Annotated in this window: 20 protein-coding genes; 2 read left to right on the forward strand and 18 right to left on the reverse strand. The window is 42.3% G+C overall.

The window, feature by feature from the left end; genetic code table 11:
- Positions 1-19 precede the first annotated feature (19 nt).
- From tnpA to mvk, 5 genes are all read right to left on the reverse strand, one after another.
- Positions 20-493 (reverse strand): IS200/IS605 family transposase, encoded by a 474-nt coding sequence (gene tnpA, locus H7T98_RS01960; protein ID WP_048790626.1) that lies wholly within the window; start codon positions 491-493, stop codon positions 20-22.
- Between the two features lie 159 nt (positions 494-652).
- Positions 653-1657, reverse strand: coding sequence for a type 2 isopentenyl-diphosphate Delta-isomerase (gene fni, locus H7T98_RS01965; RefSeq protein ID WP_201061117.1), 1005 nt, complete (start codon positions 1655-1657; stop codon positions 653-655).
- A gap of 49 nt (positions 1658-1706) precedes the next feature.
- Positions 1707-2702 carry a phosphomevalonate kinase gene (locus H7T98_RS01970; RefSeq protein ID WP_201061119.1) on the reverse strand — a complete coding sequence of 332 codons (996 nt, stop codon included), beginning with the start codon at positions 2700-2702 and terminating at the stop codon, positions 1707-1709.
- Positions 2695-3639 carry a diphosphomevalonate decarboxylase gene (mvaD, locus tag H7T98_RS01975; protein WP_201061121.1) on the reverse strand — a complete coding sequence of 315 codons (945 nt, stop codon included), beginning with the start codon at positions 3637-3639 and terminating at the stop codon, positions 2695-2697. The genes H7T98_RS01970 and mvaD overlap by 8 nt, the downstream gene beginning before the upstream one ends.
- Positions 3621-4499 (reverse strand): mevalonate kinase, encoded by an 879-nt coding sequence (gene mvk / locus H7T98_RS01980; protein ID WP_201061123.1) that lies wholly within the window; start codon positions 4497-4499, stop codon positions 3621-3623. The genes mvaD and mvk overlap by 19 nt, the downstream gene beginning before the upstream one ends.
- A 262-nt stretch (positions 4500-4761) precedes the next feature.
- Here mvk and H7T98_RS01985 point away from each other — a divergent pair, with 262 nt between their 5' ends.
- Positions 4762-5325, forward strand: coding sequence for a nucleotidyltransferase family protein (locus H7T98_RS01985; RefSeq protein ID WP_013990966.1), 564 nt, complete (start codon positions 4762-4764; stop codon positions 5323-5325).
- A gap of 219 nt (positions 5326-5544) precedes the next feature.
- Here H7T98_RS01985 and H7T98_RS01990 read toward each other — a convergent pair whose 3' ends face one another.
- The 13 genes from H7T98_RS01990 to H7T98_RS02050 form a co-directional block, all read right to left on the reverse strand.
- Positions 5545-6861 carry an FAD-containing oxidoreductase gene (locus H7T98_RS01990; protein WP_070849601.1) on the reverse strand — a complete coding sequence of 439 codons (1317 nt, stop codon included), beginning with the start codon at positions 6859-6861 and terminating at the stop codon, positions 5545-5547.
- 141 nt (positions 6862-7002) lie between these two features.
- Positions 7003-7803, reverse strand: a complete 801-nt coding sequence (locus tag H7T98_RS01995; protein ID WP_201061125.1) for an alpha/beta fold hydrolase — start codon at positions 7801-7803, stop codon at positions 7003-7005.
- A gap of 35 nt (positions 7804-7838) precedes the next feature.
- The gene (locus H7T98_RS02000; RefSeq protein WP_014633448.1) at positions 7839-8201 is read right to left on the reverse strand and encodes a hypothetical protein; all 363 of its coding nucleotides are present in this window, start codon (positions 8199-8201) and stop codon (positions 7839-7841) included.
- A 242-nt stretch (positions 8202-8443) separates the two neighbouring features.
- A complete protein-coding gene (gene ald / locus H7T98_RS02005; RefSeq protein ID WP_155123833.1) occupies positions 8444-9556 on the reverse strand; it encodes an alanine dehydrogenase in 1113 nt (370 codons plus the stop codon).
- Positions 9557-10017: 461 nt separating this feature from the next.
- Complete coding sequence (locus tag H7T98_RS02010) at positions 10018-11163, reverse strand: amidohydrolase (protein ID WP_201061127.1); 1146 nt, start codon at positions 11161-11163, stop codon at positions 10018-10020.
- Positions 11164-11411: 248 nt separating this feature from the next.
- A complete protein-coding gene (locus H7T98_RS02015) occupies positions 11412-12131 on the reverse strand; it encodes a 16S rRNA pseudouridine(516) synthase (RefSeq protein WP_201061129.1) in 720 nt (239 codons plus the stop codon).
- Between the two features lie 82 nt (positions 12132-12213).
- Positions 12214-12897, reverse strand: a complete 684-nt coding sequence (locus H7T98_RS02020) for a VIT family protein (RefSeq protein ID WP_070439145.1) — start codon at positions 12895-12897, stop codon at positions 12214-12216.
- A 91-nt stretch (positions 12898-12988) separates the two neighbouring features.
- Positions 12989-13759 (reverse strand): nucleoside phosphorylase, encoded by a 771-nt coding sequence (locus H7T98_RS02025; protein ID WP_107372710.1) that lies wholly within the window; start codon positions 13757-13759, stop codon positions 12989-12991.
- 78 nt (positions 13760-13837) lie between these two features.
- The gene (locus H7T98_RS02030) at positions 13838-14332 is read right to left on the reverse strand and encodes a DUF6773 family protein (RefSeq protein WP_004182984.1); all 495 of its coding nucleotides are present in this window, start codon (positions 14330-14332) and stop codon (positions 13838-13840) included.
- Between the two features lie 13 nt (positions 14333-14345).
- Positions 14346-14543: a helix-turn-helix transcriptional regulator gene (locus H7T98_RS02035; RefSeq protein ID WP_004182985.1), complete on the reverse strand. Its 198-nt coding sequence runs from the start codon at positions 14541-14543 to the stop codon at positions 14346-14348.
- 178 nt (positions 14544-14721) lie between these two features.
- Entirely contained in the window at positions 14722-15705 is a 984-nt protein-coding gene (locus H7T98_RS02040) for a rhodanese-related sulfurtransferase (RefSeq protein WP_175057454.1), read from the reverse strand.
- Between the two features lie 169 nt (positions 15706-15874).
- Positions 15875-16222 carry a DUF2200 domain-containing protein gene (locus H7T98_RS02045; protein WP_021144538.1) on the reverse strand — a complete coding sequence of 116 codons (348 nt, stop codon included), beginning with the start codon at positions 16220-16222 and terminating at the stop codon, positions 15875-15877.
- 8 nt (positions 16223-16230) lie between these two features.
- Complete coding sequence (locus H7T98_RS02050; RefSeq protein ID WP_201061130.1) at positions 16231-16932, reverse strand: glucosamine-6-phosphate deaminase; 702 nt, start codon at positions 16930-16932, stop codon at positions 16231-16233.
- Between the two features lie 150 nt (positions 16933-17082).
- On the opposite strand from H7T98_RS02050, the gene queA reads away from it, so the two are divergent.
- Complete coding sequence (gene queA / locus H7T98_RS02055; protein WP_201061133.1) at positions 17083-18126, forward strand: tRNA preQ1(34) S-adenosylmethionine ribosyltransferase-isomerase QueA; 1044 nt, start codon at positions 17083-17085, stop codon at positions 18124-18126.
- Positions 18127-18170: the final 44 nt, after the last annotated feature.

Consider the following 18170-nt stretch of genomic DNA (forward strand, 5'->3'; position numbering starts at 1 on the left):
CTAGCGGGTCTCTTTAAGATTACTTTCTTTTATTCTTCTCACCTGTAAACGGATCATACTCCTCAAAAAGACTGAGCTGATCTGCTATCACGTCTTCTTGTAATTGATTACGAATATATTCTTCAATTCGCTTCTGATTTCGCCCAACCGTATCAACATAAAAGCCTCGACACCAAAATTTGCGATTCCCATATTTATACTTTAAATTTGCGTGTCGGTCGAAGATCATTAAGCTACTTTTACCTTTTAAATATCCCATAAATGAAGAAATACTTAGTTTCGGTGGTATACTCACTAACATGTGAATATGATCTGGGCAAGCTTCTGCTTCATGAATTTCAACGCCTTTTCTTTCACATAATAACCGTAAGATTTGACCAATACTTGCTTTGTATTTCCCATAGATTATCTGACGTCTATATTTTGGAGCGAAAACAATATGATACTTACAATTCCATGTAGTATGTGCTAAACTATTATTATACTGTCTCATCAGGGGTCCTCCTTTTGTATATTAGTTAGTGGTCGGGAAACCTTATCTAATATAACACTTTAGGGGGACTTTTTTGATACATCGCTAAAAGCTTTTCGGAACCACTAGCACAGCTAGTGGTTTTCGTAAGACAAGAAAAAAAGAGCACTTAGCTCTTTCCTACTTTCCTTGCTTGATATAAGTCCCTTGCAGCTTACCATGTAGAATATAATCAACAGATTTGAGCTCATCAATAGTCCGACAATCAAGGGCACACATGATGAGACGAAGGTCGTCCTTCCAGCCATTAACGATAGCTACAACCTTATCCACAGGGTAACGTTCCACCAATTCAAGGACAGTTCGTGAGAGGCCAACGCCTTTTGCTCCTAGGACCAGACATTTGACCATATCGAGTGGGTTTCGCACGCCACCAGAGGCTAGGATTTCCACATCCTCACGAAGGTCTTGGGCTTGCAAGAGGGTCTGAACGGTGCTTTGTCCCCAGTCATTGAGGTAATCACGGTTGCCGCCTCGACTATTTTCAATATAGGAGAAGCTAGTCCCACCACGACCTGAGATATCCACAGTCTTGACGCCTTGAGACATGGCATAACGAATGGTTTCCACATCCATACCAAAGCCGACCTCCTTAAGCACAAGAGGAATCTCTATGTTCTGTGCATAAGCCGCCACATTTTCCTTCCAAGTGTGGAAAATACGCTCTCCCTCAGGCATGAGAAGCTCCTGCATAAGGTTAACATGGAGCTGTAAAAAGACTGGATTCATGGCTTCCACCGTCTTAATCCCCAGGTCTACAGACTTATCCACACCGATATTAGTCGCTAGATCTAAGTCTGGAAACTCTTGACGAAAGTCAAAGGACTCTGGTGCTTCTCCTTTTAGAGCAGCACTGTAGGAACCCGTCACCATGAGAATACCTGTTCGACTGGCCACCTCAGCCAATTTTCGATTAACTGCACCACCTTTGGCAGAACCACCTGTCATGGCATTGATATAAAAGGGAAAGTTCCAATCTCGTCCTGCAAAATGTGTGGACAAGTCAATCTGATCTAAATCATAAGTTGGTAGAGACTTGTGGATAAGTTCCATATCGTCAAAACTATTGTAGGGCGACTGGTACTTAAGGGCATAACGGATGTGATCGTCTTTACGATTTGTCATAGGTTATTTCTTTACTTTCTTGCGTGATTATTATCTACTAAGCTGATTCCTATACCTCATACAAGAGCTCTATCCCTGCCTCTTGCCAACGCTCAACTAGAGCATCTCGGCTTGATTGGTCAAAGGCAAAGGCGATACCACAGTCGCCACCTCCAGCTCCAGAGGACTTAGCAATGGCATCGAGTCCTTGCTCTGCTTCTTTGAGTTTTTTCAGCTTGTCCACATAAATATCTGGACTCAGTGATTCCAACCGGTCACTGACAGTTTGAAGGCTGCTCTTAAGCAAGGTCTTATCTCCTGTTTCCAGAGCCTTGATGGCAGCTTGAACAGCTACTTCAGTTTCACTTAGATACTTGCTTGATATACGAGATTTAGCCATCTTAACCATGTCTTTTGAGATAGCAGCTTGCTTGGTCCACCCCACTAAAAAATGAGCTTTGAGAGCTGGCACTACAGGTCTGATACAATATCCCCAGTCTTTCTCCAAAAGCTCTGATAGAGTCATTTGGTCTATAAGCTCTGTTATTTTTGCACGGTCAAAAGAGCGATAGGAAACCAGATCCTCGTATACGATACAAGCTAGGTCCCCCATAGAACCGTTGTCTCCTTGTTTGAGGAGGGTGTAACTAGCTAATTTAAAGAGAATGTCTTCGGATAAGTCTTTCTGCAGAGCCGCTGCCAAGGCCTTGAGGGTCAATACCACAACTGAACCAGATGAGCCAATACCAAATTTAACCCCATCTCGCTCCAACTTTCCAGTAATTGAAAGGTCCAGAGCGGGCAAGTTCTCACCACAATAGGCTTCAAAAGTATTCAAGGCCTCTTGAATGAGGGCATAATTTGCGTCTGGCTCACGGCTAACACTATAGTCAAACATATCAGAAAATAGCTGTGTGCTTGGTGCTTCCTTGACCTCTGCTGACATAAAGATAGGGATAAACCGGATTAGGGCTGTCTGACCAGGTGTTAGAACTGAATATTCTCCAGCAATGTAGAGTTTCCCACCTGTTTTTACTGTGACCTGATTGACCGACTGCTTAGGCATCTGGCAACTCCTTGGTGCGTGAAACAATGACCTGATAGTCCTTACGGAAGTGGTCTGCTAGGCGGTCTAGGTCTTCTTCCAGGCAGAGCACCTTAACATTTGGTCCTGCATCCATAGTAAAGTAACACTGCTCACCAGAAGCACGGAGGGCCTTAACCTTGTCCATAGCCTGATAAGAGGCTTCCGTTAGATATGAAAATGGTGGGTTAGCCGTACTTGTTGTTTGGTGCATACGAAGAGCATTAGCTTCAGTGAGCTCACCGACTGCTTGGAAATCATTAGCCTTGAGGTAGTCTAACATATCCTTGTAATCCTGCTCAGACTGTTTAATCCACTCTGGGAAAGAGGTCGATGTTTCGGTGCACAATTTCATACCGTCCCGGCTTGATACGGGTTTCTTTTGATCTGTCAAAATCAGCATAATCATGGCCAATTTAAGGTCTGTTTCAACCGGGTAAACCTCACCACTATCCTTGTCCCAAGCTGCCAATGGTCCAAAGAAGGACCGTGATGACGAACCTGAAGCAAACTTGGCAATTTGAGCTAATTCAGACTGCGTTTTTCCTACTTGGAAGAGCTCGTTAGCTGCCTTAACTAGGGCTGAAAGTCCTGAAGAACTTGATGATAGACCTGCAGCTGTTGGCATGTTGTTCCATGTTTCAATCTTGACATGTTGGTTTGGATTAGTACGGAAGAGGTCTAAAACCTTGCTGGCCTTGATTGTTTCTTTTTCCCCTTGGAGCTCATCATCGATATACATGACATCACCAGTCGCATCCTCAGGCAGAAAAGATAACTTGGTTTCCGTATACATATTTTCCAAAGTCAGTGAGATACTACTGGTTGAAGGAATCATACGCTCCGCATCCGCCTTACCCCAGTATTTGACAATAGCAATATTTGCGTACGATTTGACGCTTACAGGCTTTCTATCCACGTGTTTACGGCTCCTTTTTCTTGAAGTTTTTTAGCAATCGTTCGGGCTTGGTCTTTAGTACTTGATAGGGCAATAATGCAACCACCCAATCCTCCACCTGACATCTTGGCTCCCAGTGCACCTTGCTCCAGAGCAGTTGCTACTAGAAGATCCGACAAATCACAAGACACCCCTAAAGATTTAAGGTGATTATGGGCTTGAGACATGAGCTGACCAAGAAGCTTTTGATCCTTGGCTTTGAGGGCACGTTCTGCCTTCTGACTTAATTCGCCCAGTTGGTTGAGATCTGACAAGGCATCTAAACCAATTGCCTCAACCTTTTCCACAGCCTCACGGGTATTTCCATGGATGCCCGTATCAGCAATGACCAGATAGGCACCTAAATTGACCTCGATTTCCTTGAAACCGATATTACGCGTAAAGCTAATGGCTTTGTCACTCAAGCAGGTCTTTGCATCTAAACCACTAGGTTTACTATGGGCAATGGTCTCCGCCTGATGAACTAGCATTTCCAAGGTCTCCTGGCTAAGCTCCTGATCAAAATAATCAAAGACCGCACGAATAGCCGCAATGGCTACAGCCGCAGACGACCCCATGCCACGCTTTTCAGGAACACTAGACTTAATAGCATAGCTGATAGGCTGATTCTTGATTTCCAGATAATTAAGCGCTGAAAAAATCGCTGTCGTCAAGGGATCTTGAGCCTTGAGCGTCAAAGGAGTCTCAGCCGCCTGAATCTGACAGACAACCTCAATATCCTTAAGAGGGAGGGCAAGGGCAGGATGACCATAAACGACCGAGTGCTCCCCCATCAAAATAATCTTACTGTGGGCCTTGCCCACTCCTACTTTCTTAGTCATAAGCTATACACACTCACAGACCAGTTGGCATACGAGTATCTTTCTAAGTTTTTCATACAGTTTCTAGTGGTGACTCAAGGTCTATCAACCTCCCTAAGTGGATTAAGAGTACCAATCTAAGGAATTTTCCTATGTCACTTCTATCTTATCATCAAAGCGCAAAAAAAGCGACATCTAACCTAGAGTGTCGCTTTGCATTAGAGATATGATCTTATTTTGATATTTCTATCTTAAACTAGTACAATACCAATGAGGTTTTAAAATGATTGATGTCGAAAAACTAATTAAACAGAACTCCGAACTAATGGCACTATTAAAGATTATCCACTCTTTCCAACTAAATGACTGTTGGCTTTGTGCTGGAACTATACGCAATTATATTTGGGACTACTTAAGTACCGGAAATACATCTTCAAATATCAATTTATCTGATATCGATGTCATTTTCTTTGATAAAAATATATCATATGAACGAACTGTTGAAATAGAGAATCAGATAAAGAGAAGACATCCTGAATACAATTGGGAAATAAAAAATCAGTATTATATGAATATACATAGTCCTAATACTGAAAAGTATATCAGCTCTACAGATGCTGTTTCAAAATTTCCCGAAAAATGTACTGCTATAGCTGCTAGACTAAATGACAATCAGGAACTAGAGGTATTTATTCCTTTTGGAACAGACGATTTGATTAACTTCAGAGTATCACCCACACCGCATTACTTTTCAGATAAAGAACGACAAACGGTCTATAACGAGAGAGTAAAGAAGAAAAATTGGAATACAATATGGCCCAACATTTCTATAGAATTTATCAAATAGATTAAACTATTATTTGAGATCTACTTTCTTCAAGACTTTCCGCTGTGAGAAAAGTTCCTGGAACTATTAAGTTTCAGGAACTCGGAATTTTTGAGACCTTAGGCTCAAAAATTAGTCATGGAACTTCGAAGAAGGTCGCTGACGACCGTACTCACCTAAGGAAAGTCTTAGAAAAATTTTTCTTCTACATAAAAAAAGAGCCTCTCGGCTCTTTTCATTTTAAATCGCAAACAAATCGTTTAGGTTCTCAGCCATAGTTGGGTGAGTGAAAATTTGTTTAGCTAAATCTGTGTATGGAATGTGATGATTCATAGCTAGGGTAATTAGATTGATAATTTCATGAGATTCTTGACCAAAGAGGGTCACTCCCAAGATTTCCTTAGTTTCAGGATTTACCACAGCTTTGAAGGCACCACGCAAATCACCGTTAACATGACCACGCGGCATGCCAGCAACTGGAAGTTCCTTGACAGCAACCGGTCCACCTGCAGCTCTAGCTTGGTCTTCAGTAAGGCCAACCTGTGCCAAAGGTGGGTTGAGAAACATAGCGGTTGGAACTGCTCCACGTGTTTCAAGGTTATAGCTACCATCCCCTGTCAAGTAATTAAAGACAATACGGAAATCATCTAGTGAAATGTAAGTGAATTGGAGACCACCATTAACATCCCCCACCGCAAAGACACCAGGAACGCTTGTTTCCAAATGCTTATTAACTTGAATACCGCCACGTTCAGTCAAGGCAATATCTGTATTTTCCAAGTGAAGGGGTTCGATATTAGGCTTGCGTCCTGTCGCATAGAGAAGCGCATCAAAACGAAACTCACCTTTGTCAGTAACAACGACAACTTCATCACCGTCATTTTTCACTTCGGAAGTTTTAACACCTTGCTCAAAGACAATGCCGTCCTCTTCCATGTATTCCTTGGCCAACTTAGCAATAGATGGCTCCACACGTGGCAAGAAGCTAGTCGCTGCATCCAAGACAGTCACTTGACTTCCCAAACGGTTATAAAGGCCAGCAAATTCTAGACCGATATTACCACCACCTAGGACACCCAGACGTTTTGGCAAGGCTTCAAGGGTTTGAATACCAGTTGAATCGTAGACATGCTCAGTTGTTGTCAAGCCAGGAATAGGCAAGACATTAGATACAGCACCAGTATTGATAACAATAGTCTCAGCTGTAAGCTCTTGGCGGTCATCACCAGCCACTACTTCAATAACCTTATTTGACACAAAATGTGCCTCTGCATCAATGACATCAACGCCATTGTCTGCCAACATTTTATAATTCTTAGCATTAAGACGACCAGTCACTGCACCACGTTCCTTCATGGTGTCGTCAAATGACCAGCCCTTCTCAGCCGCAACAATCATAGTCTTGGTTGGGATACACGCAATATTAATGCAAGTACCACCATACATGGCTTTACTGCGCTCGATGACAGCAACTTTCTTACCAGCCGCATTCATCTTAGCAGCCAGAGTTTTACCGGCTTTACCGAAACCGATAACAATCAAATCATAGTTTAACATTTCTGTGTCCTCCTATCTATTGCCATTCTATCATTTAATTTTTCAGACTGCACATATCTGAACTGAAAATAAAAAGAGGCTACAAGCTCCACTGTAACCCCTTTCTCATTCTATTTTAATAGATTTTCATAAGTCCACTACCTAAGTGTTTTCTCGCAGAAATTCTAATATCATTTTATTAAATTGCTTACTTTCAATAAAGGTCGCGTGTCCTAGTTTGTCAAATTCGTGATAGGAAGCATTTGGAATGCTATTTGCAAGTTCCCTTGCACCATCCACTCCCAGAACCAAATCGTTTTTGGCTCCCAGAACAAGGGTCGGACAAGTGATTTTATCAAGGGACTTATGGCAATCAAACTCAAGAATAGACTTAGCTAATCGGATAAATCGTTCTTGTTTTTCAACACTTACAGTCCTCATGAATAGTTTATTAATCACATATAATTTCTTTAACATAGGAGACGAAAATGTTTTACACATTGAATCCTTATTGAGCTTAGCCACCTCACCATTTTTAGCCATCTCAATCCAACCTTCGATGGTGTCTCTACTGATATCATTATTTCGAGAGAATGTCAGAGCTAACACCAGACTAGTCACCTTTTGAGGATACTTGATAGCAAACAGCTGGGCAATCATACCACCTTGTGACATGCCTATGATAGAGGCCTTAGCAATATGTAATTCTTGTAAAGAATGGTAGAGGTCATCAGCCATATTCTCAATTGAAATACCTTCTTCGATATGGTCCTTTCTATCAAAAATATAGACCTTATACTCCTTAGCAAATCGATAAAATAGCGAGTAAATGGCAAGGTCAGATATATCACTTAAGCCTTGCAAACTTAATCCCGTAATGATAACGAGAACCTTATCTCCTTGACCAAATGTGACATAGTCAACGCCCTGGTCTGACAAATGATTTCTGTGAATGCTAAACATTATCTAAACTCTTTCATTGCAAGATTTAAGTATTATCATGCGTCCGGTGCATTATTTGATGCCATGATGATGATACTTACCAAGACAACAAAGGTAACTTGCCAAAGAATGAAGGCCATGAAATCCCCACCTTTAAAAATAAGCAGGTCACAAAGTAAAATAGCCAGCAGCACAGCATTTTTTCTAAAAAGTTGGTCACAGTTTTTCCAAAAAGTCTCAAAAGAAATATTGGCTCCTATCTTACGAACAAGCTTCACATGATAAATAATCTCAACCAGGGATGCCACAGCTACTGTAGTTAGCAGTCCGGTCAAAGAGACATCCATACGAAAACCAAAATAAAGAACGACAAGCTGAGAAAAAACAATTGCTGTAATTACACGAATATGGTTGGCCACGATAAAACCTCCTAAAGATAAGCATGAATAAAAAGCATTATAGGTGCTCATTACTACCCTTAATATGTCTACTCATTATATCATAAAATAAGACCGAAATTAGAAAAATCCAACAGTTTCAGGCTTTGCGAGCAGTCACCTATCAACTCGCAAAAAATGGTTCACTTCTTGCTCAGACCTCAAAAAAGGAGTCACCCTCTATCATGGTGCGACTCCTTTTTGTGTTTGATAAGTTACTCTGTTTAAGCCAATTCGTCAATTGATGTATATTCTCTGTCTAGCCCCTTTGCAACTGGTTTGCTAGTGATATGACCTTGGTAGGTTGTAACCCCTTGACGAAGACCTTCGTCGTCGTTAATTGCCTTTCTGAATCCTTTTCCTGCAAGGGCTTCGATATAAGGCAAAGTGACATTAGTAAGGGCAATGGTTGATGTACGTGCCACAGCTCCTGGGATATTGGCAACAGCATAGTGAAGGACACCATGTGTTTCATAAACAGGCTCATCGTGAGTAGTCACACGATCCGCAGTTTCAACAACCCCACCTTGGTCAACGGCAACGTCAACAATAACAGAACCTGGACGCATTTGTTTAACCATATCGTCTGTAACGAGTTTCGGCGCTTTTGCCCCTGGGATAAGAACTGCACCGATAACCACGTCAGCATCTCGGACACTCGCTTCAATATTGAGTGGATTTGACATAAGTGTTTGAATTTGGCTACCAAAGACCTCTTCAAGGACAGACAAACGTTTGGCACTGATATCAAGGATAGTCACTTGAGCCCCAAGTCCAAGGGCAATGCGGGCTGCATGTGTCCCTACGACACCACCCCCGATAATAGTTACTTTACCTTTAGGAACTCCAGGCACACCACCTAGGAGAACACCAGAGCCACCTTCTTGTTTGGTCAAGAAATGTGCACCGATTTGAACGGCCATACGTCCTGCTACTTCACTCATTGGAACCAAAAGTGGTAGGTGACCTTCTTGGCTACGTACTGTTTCATAGGCCACACCTGTTGTCTTAGCATTGACCATAGCATCTGCCAATTCTGGCGCTGCTGCCATGTGCAAGTAAGTAAAAAGTAAAAGGTCCTCACGAAGGAAGCCATATTCTTCAGCAAGTGGCTCCTTAACTTTAACAACAAGTTCTGCTGCCCATGCTTCTGCAGCAGTTGCAACGATTTTAGCACCTTGATTGGCATAATCTGCATCCGCAAAACCAGAGCCAAGGCCTGCATTTGTTTCGATTAACACGACATGTCCCTTAGCTACAAGACTTTGCACACCAGCAGGCGTTAGAGCCACACGGTTCTCGTTATTTTTGATTTCTTTTGGAATACCAATTAACATACGTTTCTCCTTATTCGGAAGTTATAAGGTCAACCATCAAAAAGATGACTTGACCACTTCCTATCTATTTTTGAAATGATAACGCTTTCATTTTATCTAAAAAACTCAAAAATAGCAAGTGAAAAATCTTCCCTCCCTTTCTAAGTCCTGAAATCTTGCTTCTAAAATACGACAAAAGAACCCAACCAATCGGCTGGGTTCTTAAGTGTAAACTAAATGATCAAAAGAATATTTTTCCTTAGGCACGTCCTCCTTTTCAATATCAAAAGTAGTACCAATTTAAAGTCCTTAAGCTTTATTTAAAACTCTTAACAAAATAATCAAAGAGTCCTTGGTCTTTTAAGAACTTATGTCCCAAGAGAAACTCAGCATGCCACTGAACACCTATAAATGGGGCGTCAGTGAAGCTCTCAACTCCCTAACAAGTTTTTCATTACTGGTAATACCGATTAAGGGAATGGTCATTTGCCTTTCTCCTTAAAATAGTCAAGTAGGAAAAGGGCGTTTTCCACATAGTAATTAACAGCTACTGGCAAGGCCTCATCTTTCACAAGGAAATCATCATGATGCCAGTCTGGTGCATTTTCTTCACCATTAGAGCCGATAAAGGCAAAGACTCCTGGTATTTCCTTTTGATAGGCCGCAAAGTCTTCGCCCCCTGTTGATGGCAAAGTTTCAATCACTTCTGCAAAGGCCTTAGAATTTTCAAAGATGAGTGGTGTGAGTGTCTGGTCATTGTAGGTCACGTAAGGTGAATTACCCCAAGTAATGTCAACTTGAGCACCAAACTGGTCAGCTGTCGCCTGAACAACTTTTTCAAAGCGAGCAATGACATCTTCACGAACCTTAGGCTCAAAGGTACGAATCGTTCCTTCGAAAAATCCCGATGCCGGAAGGACATTCCAGGTATTTCCAACTTCGATATGAGTGACTGACAATACAGCCGATTCAAAGGGCGATACCGTACGAGCAACAATCTGTTGTAAATTGTTGATGATGGTCGTAGTGACCAAGACCGTATCCACACCCAAATCAGGACGGGCAGCATGGGACGAAACACCTTTAACATCAACCCTAAACTGCTCCACACCTGCCATGATAGCTCCCGAACGAAGACCAATCTGACCAGGTTTCAAGTGAGGATTATTGTGATAACCGATGATAGCTGACACACCGTCAAGACCACCCGCTTCAATGACCTGATAGGCCCCTTGGAAATTTTCCTCGGCTGGTTGAAAAATCAAGCGAACAGTCCCCTTAAGCTCTGCTTCTCTCTCTTTTAAAAGCTGAGCAGCTCCAAGTAGAGAGGTCTGGTGAAAGTCATGACCACAGGCATGCATGGCCCCATTGTTGCTGGCATAAGGAAGTCCTGTCTTTTCCTTAATTGGTAGGGCATCAATATCAGCACGCAAAGCAATAATCGGATGACCTGACCCAATCTCAGCGACGAGTCCCGTCTTCAAGGGATAATTTAAAGGCTCAATACCTAGATTTTTCAAATAACCTTTCAAAAAGACTGTCGTCTCGTGCTCCTCCTCAGAAACCTCTGGATGTTGGTGAATCTGATGACGTGTCTTTGCTAAATGATTATAAAATGCTTCTGTCATAATGAACCTCCCTCTCTGATTAGACTTGGTCATTGCTCCTGACTTACTTCAGTTCTCAATCGAATTGATACCATCATACCACCAGAAACAAGGCTTGAGAAATTAAAAAAACTTATGGAATGCCATAAGTTTCACTTATACCCCTAGAAAAGACCGTCGTTATGGGCCTTACAGTATTAAGGGTCATGATAGAGGGAACCTATCATGAGATTGAAAGTTCCTATCGCACTTTAAACCACATAGGGCTACTAGCCAAGATAAGTACGTAAGATTGCTTTTTCCGCTTCCGTTAACGCCCGGTAGGAACCTACTACCATCCCTTCATTAAGCTTAAACTCTCCAAAAGAAATACGCTTAAGATAGGTTACCTTGACGCCATAAGCCAAAAACATCTTTTTCACTTGATGAAACTTGCCTTCCGAAATCGTAATTCTAGCACAGCTCTTGTCACTCGCAGAACTTAAAACTTCCAGCTGAGCTGATTGACAAACAGTACCATCCTCAAAGACAACACCGGATTCAAAAAATGCAGGTGCATCAGGCCCAAGAACATCATTGACCTCAACATAATAAGTCTTAGCCACATGATAACGTGGGTGAAGCATGGCAAATCCCAAGGGACCATTGTTAGTAATCAGCACCAAGCCTTCCGTATCTCTATCCAATCGGCCCACAGGATAAAGACCGTCTCTCTTATCTTCAGGCTTTATCAAATCAATGACTGTCTGGTGTTCCTTGTCCTTTCGAGCTGACACTACTCCTGCTGGTTTATTCATGAGATAGTAAACTTCTGGCGTATGCTCCAGTTCCTTACCAGAAACCGTGATGGTTTGAAGACTAGCATCCACATTAAGATTATCTTGTTCAGCCAAGACACCATCCACATATACCTGCCGACTACGAATGAGCCTCTTGACCTGATTGCGAGAACCATAACCCGCCTGCCCTAATAATTTATCTAAACGCATAACCCTATTGTACCACGGATAAGCTTGGTCTAGCAGACTAAAAAAGCCTACCTAACATGGTAGACTTATCTATTATTAACACTTACACATTCACGTGGAAGATATGCCCGACCAAGAAGGTTACAAGCATGGTCAAGAGTCCTACTGTCAAATTACGCAACATCGCTTGTTTAATAGGTGCTTTTCCGAGCTTGGCACTAATATAGCCAGTCAAGAGCAAAGTCAGTGCAACCACGACCACTGTTACAGGAATACGGTAAGGCTCTGGGAAAAGCATGATAGCTAGTGCTGGTGGCAAAGAACCCACTGAAAAAGCAAAGAAACTAGATACGGCAGCATGCCATGGATTGGTAATTTCATCCAAGTCCACTCCATATTTTTCCTCAACTAAGACCTTGATAGGATTTTTACTGAAGGCTTGATTGACCTTGACTTCGGCTGCTGTTTCGCAATCCCCCTGACTGAGGAAGGTTTGGTACAAACTCTCTCTAGCTGCTTCAGGTGAGCGATCCAGAAGAGCTTGTTCCTTAGCGATGGCAGCTTCTTCGGTATCTTTTTGCGTTGAGACACTGACATATTCGCCACCGGCCATCGAAAAGGCACCGGCAAAAATCGCTGACAAGGCAGAAATCAAGATGAACCAAATGTTTGATGTCGCACTAGCCACACCGATAACCACTCCCGCAATGGAAATGATTCCATCATTGGCACCTAAAACACCAGCTCTCAAAATATTTAAACGCTCTGCAAAATTCTTATCTTCCAATTTATTCACTCCTTATTTAGAATCATTCTAAAAAATATTATAGCAGTTATTTAGAATAATTACAAATAAGAAGGTTGAAAAGTAGGATTTTTTAAGGTTTACTCCAGTCACACGCAAACTCCAAAGCTAATAAAGCTACCTTGTCCTTTTCATCCAAATCTGCATGATTCATCAAGTTACGGGCATCCCAATTACCTTCAGAAAGGTGGTCTGCAGCATAGAAGAAATGACAGATTTCAACACCTCTAAACTTTGCTAAAGCTGCAACTGCAGAACACTCCATATCCACACAAATGGCTCCTGCTGCCTTTCGAGCTTTGAGTTTACCATTCGTCTCACGGTAAATGCCATCAGTTGTCCAAACTTTGCCTTCCTTATGAGAAATCTGACGTTCATTGAGATAGGAACGAAAACGGTCTAAAACACCCACATTTACCGCAATCTCATCGCTGGCTTCCACATAGTGAAAACTCGTCCCTTCATCTCTAAGGGCATGACTAGGAATAATAATAGAAGTCTCTTTAATATCTTCATCAAGAACACCACAAGTCCCAAAGAGTACAAGTTTATCAGCTCCTAAGGCAAAAATATCCTCTAAAATAGCCACACAGGCAGAGGCGCCTACAGGTGCATTAAAAAGAGCCAACTCCTGCTCAGCAATAACAAGCTTATAAATCGGAATAGCCACATTCGCCATGGACGTCTCATAGATAAGTTCATGGGGAAACATCTCAAGCATTCGTTGAAAGGTCGAACGAGAAAAACAGGACACAGCTATTTTAGGAAACCCCTCAAGAGGCTCATTCAAGTCCTCGGGATTGATAATCGCTTGTCTATTCGCATCAAATTCAGTTAGTAGCATACGTGACCTCCTTAATTTTAGGACCCATTATAACATAAAAAAATCAGACCAAACAGAACAGTCTGATTCTATCACTATTTATTCTTCATTCTCCAAATCGTCCAGCTGTTTTTCGAGACGTCTTCTCTCATATCTTCCCAATGCAACGATAGACCAATTCATAAAGAAAACAACGGGAGCATATATGATATAAGTAATTGGCCAAACCATGAGATATCTAGGATCCAAGGGATTATTATGATAGACATCATGGTTGTACCGATAGTTAGCTGACATTATCATAAGGGTGATAAGCCCAGTCACTAGTAAACAACCTAGGACTGTCATACCAGAACCCCCAAAAGTGTTAACACTAAGTCGTTCAGATCTATAAATAGACCAAATCCATGCTATCAACATTGGAAAGGCCAAGTAATTAGAGGTGATGGCACCCCTATTAAAGAAGGAGCTATAGACCAAGCATACAAGCGTCCCTGCAATCATTATGTAAAAACATTCAGCAGCAACCTTATTATTTAGAGCTTTCTCGCGTTCATCTGTAACCTTATTATTAACCAGTTTGAATTTCATCATCTTTACTTCCTTCCTAATTCTCCCAAAACAGTTGATCCAAGGTCCTGTCCAGTGTCTTGCAAATGGCAATGCATAAGGCTAGGCTGGGATTGTACTTTCCAGCTTCAATCAAACCTATGGTCTGTCTTGTTGCACCTACAGCTTCTGCCAAGTCACCCTGGGTCATATCATGCTCTGCTCGAGCTGCTTTTAAACGTAAATTCTTTGCCACATGCCCCCTCCTTTACATCATATCTGATATTATCGTCGAAATTGATTAGGTTCACCAGCTATTTTCATCTTAATTATACACTATATATTTCTAATTGCAATATATATATGTCATTATTTTAGAAATAAATTGCAAAATAAAAAGCCAAGATTTCTCTCAGCTTCTTCTCTATTTAAACTTAGGCTGGTGTTACATCCAAACTCTCACCAATAGCCGCAAGGCGTTCGACAACTTCTTCTTTGCTCAAACCATTTTCAGAGACATAACGGTTTCGTGGGTGAACACGACATTCGTGTGAGCAGCCACGGAGGTATTTGTCTTCATTTTCCTCTGAAGCAAGGATACGACGGTTACAGAATGGGTTACCACAGTTGACATAGCGTTCGCAAGGCGTGCCATCGAACCAGTCCTTACCGACAACGATAGGGTCTACATGGTTGATATCAACAGCAATACGCTCGTCAAAGACATACATCTTACCATCCCAAAGCTCCCCTTGAACCTCTGGATCTTTTCCGTAAGTTGCGATACCACCGTGCAATTGGCCAACATCTTTGTAGCCTTCACGGACCATCCAACCTGAGAATTTCTCACAGCGGACACCACCAGTACAGTAAACAACCACGCGCTTGTCCATGAACTCTTCCTTATGGTCGCGAACCCATTGTGGCAATTCACGGAAGTTGCGAATGTCTGGACGAATGGCTCCACGGAAGTGACCAAGGTCATACTCATAGTCGTTACGTGTATCGAGGACAACAGTGTCCTCATCTAAAAGAGCATCTTTAAACTCTTTTGGTGACAAGTAAGCACCTGTAGTTTCAAGTGGATTGATGTCGCTGTCAAAGTTATCATCCTCTAAACCAAGGTGGACGATTTCCTTCTTGTAACGAACAAACATCTTCTTGAAGGCTTGCTCTTCTTCCTCATCAATCTTGAACCAGAGGTCCTCCATCCCTGGAAGGCTGTGAACGTAGTCTATGTATTTTTGAGTGGTTTCATAGTCACCAGAAACTGTTCCATTGATTCCCTCGTCAGCGACCAAGATACGTCCTTTGAGGCCGATTGACTTACAGAAAGCCAAGTGGTCAGCCGCAAATTGCTCAGCGTTTTCGATGGGAAGGTATTTATAATAAAGCAATACTCGAATAGGTTTTGCCATTGTATGTCCTCTTTCTTTATGAAATATCTATATCTGTTGTTTGATAGTCAAAGTCAACTTAACTATTATAGCGCTATCAAAGAGGACTAGGCAATTGATTTGTTTGGAGGAGAATTGTCACAAAAGAAAAAGGCTGAGTACCAGATGCCTCAACCTGAGTTAACATAACTTAACTTCTTATTACCTTTTCCAGAGGTCTCCCCTTAGCCAGCTCATCTACTAGCTTATCCAGATAGCGAATATCTTGCATAAGAGGTTCTTTAATTTCGGTCAACTTAACCCCACAGATGGATCCCGTAATCAGATGACGCTTAGGATTGAGGGCAGGCGCTTGACGAAAGAAATCTCCGTAACTAACTTCAGATGATAGAGCCTCCTCAATAGCCGTTGACGAATAGCCGGTCAACCACGTAGTTACTTGATTCACCTCTGCTCGACTCCTGTCTTTCCGCTCTGCCTTGGCCACTAGCATAGGATAGACCTTTGAAAAGCTCATATTGTAAATTTTATGACTCATGTTTTCTCCTACAATTTCGCAGCAGCAGCCTCATCCAAGATAAGAGTCACGTCTGGATGATGTTGCAAGACACTAGCTGGCACTTCCTCTGTCACCGGACCCTTGACCATCTTGAAAATGGCATCTGCCTTCTTGTCGCCATAGGCAAACAAGATAATCTTCTTAGCAGCCATAATAGAAGCAATTCCCATCGAAATAGCCTTAGTAGGAACCTGATCACGACTAGCAAAGAAACGGCTATTGGCTTCAATGGTGCTGTCAGTCAAGTCGACCACATGAGTTTGACTATCAAAAGGCGTACCTGGCTCATTAAAACCAATATGCCCATTACTTCCGATTCCTAGGATTTGCAAATCAATAGCATGTTGTGCCAAAACGTCATCGTAATCCTTAGCCGCCTGCTCCAAGTCCTCAGCCATGCCGTCAGGCAAGAAGCTCTCCTTAAATGGCTTGGCATCAAAGAGTTGAGCCTTCATAAAGGCATGGTAGCTCTGCTCATGGTCTGGTGCTAGTCCGACGTATTCATCCAAATTGACGCTGTAAAGTTCTGAAAAATCCACGTCACTCTCAACCATCTCTTGGTAAAGGGCGATAGGGGAACTACCTGTAGCCAATCCCAAGGTTTGAGCACCTGCTGCAAGGCTCTCTTTAAGAAGATCAAGGGCAACTTTGCCTCCCTCAACTTGATTCTTAACTAAAATCTTTTTCATTCTATTCACCTCAATATTGGTATATACCATTTTCTTTATTATCTCCTTTTTTATCTTTTTTGTCAAGCGCTTTCACTCAACTCCTTTAATGACGGTCGCCCTATATCGTGCTATAATAAAAAGGCTGAAAATTTTTAAACGAGGAAAGAAATGAATACAAACGATTTTGATTTTGAATTGCCAGAGGAACTGATTGCTCAAACCCCATTGGAGCAACGTGACGCCTCTAAACTCTTGGTCATTGATCCTGTAACTAAGGAAATGACTGACACCCACTTCGACCACATCATCGATCAGCTTAACCCTAGCGATGCCTTGGTCATGAACAATACGCGCGTGCTTCCTGCCCGCCTCTACGGTGAAAAGCCTGATACCCACGGCCATGTGGAATTTCTCCTTTTGAAAAATACCCAAGGCGATCAATGGGAAGTTTTAGCCAAACCAGCCAAACGCCTTAAAGTAGGTGCTAAAGTTAGTTTTGGTGATGGACGCTTGACCGCCACTGTTACTGAGGAACTGGATCACGGTGGCCGTATCGTAGAATTTAGCTACGACGGTATCTTCCTTGAGGTTTTGGAAAGCTTGGGTGAGATGCCATTGCCACCTTATATCCATGAAAAATTGGAAGACCGCGACCGTTACCAAACGGTCTATGCCAAGGAAAATGGCTCTGCCGCTGCTCCTACAGCTGGCCTCCATTTCACTCCTGAATTACTTCAAAAGATTGAAGCTAAAGGTGTAAAATTGGTCTACCTCACCCTTCACGTTGGACTGGGAACCTTCCGACCTGTTTCTGTCGATAATGTCGACGAACATGAGATGCACTCAGAATTTTACACCCTCAGCCAAGACGCTGCCGATACCCTTAATAGCGTCAAAGCCGCTGGAGGCCGCATCATTGCAGTAGGAACCACTTCAATACGAACACTTGAGACAATCGGCAATAAATACGATGGTCAACTCCAAGCCGACTCAGGCTGGACCAATATCTTTATCAAACCAGGCTACCAATTCACAGTCGTAGACGCCTTCTCAACCAACTTCCACCTTCCAAAATCAACCTTGGTGATGTTGGTTTCAGCCTTTGCTGGTCGTGAATTCGTCCTTGATGCCTATAAACACGCCGTCCAAGAACGCTACCGCTTCTTCAGTTTCGGAGATGCCATGTTCGTCACACGACCTGCTGAGAAATAAATATTAATTTTGAGACTTCTCTCACTGGGGAAGTCTCTTTTATT

Source organism: Streptococcus sp. 23.2, assembly GCF_016648665.1.
Lineage (GTDB): Bacteria > Bacillota > Bacilli > Lactobacillales > Streptococcaceae > Streptococcus > Streptococcus salivarius_E.